Origin of the sequence: Salegentibacter tibetensis (genome assembly GCF_020164485.1) — a bacterium.
Classification (GTDB): Bacteria; Bacteroidota; Bacteroidia; order Flavobacteriales; family Flavobacteriaceae; genus Salegentibacter; species Salegentibacter tibetensis.
This window is the reverse complement of the sequence record NZ_JAIQZA010000139.1, coordinates 1-290: the sequence shown is the minus strand read 5'-3', so window position 1 is coordinate 290 and position 290 is coordinate 1. Positions and strand designations below refer to the sequence as shown.

The window sequence follows — 290 nt, the reverse complement described above, 5'->3', positions numbered from 1 at the left end:
TAAAAAAATATTGATAACCGGAGGAAGTGCCGGTATAGGTAAAGCCTTAATTCATGAATTGCTGAAACACGGGGCACAGGATTTTGCCGTGATCGGGAGGAAAAAAAAGCCTCTAGAAAAGCTGAAAAAAGAGATCCCTTCAGCAAATTTTATGCTTATTCAAGCAGATGTCAGCAACCCAAAGGATTTGGAGAAAGCTGTGAAGCAAATTACTGAATCATGGGAGCATCTGGACATTTTGATCAATAGTGCGGGAGTGGTAAGCGCAGGCCTGCTGTCAGAACTAAGTG

At 42.4% G+C, this 290-nt stretch carries 1 protein-coding gene; it reads left to right on the top strand.

Annotation, left to right across the window (positions count from 1 at the left end; all coding sequences use genetic code 11):
• On the top strand, window positions 1-290 hold a 290-nt coding region (locus LB467_RS19635; RefSeq protein WP_224475684.1), incomplete at both ends, for an SDR family NAD(P)-dependent oxidoreductase.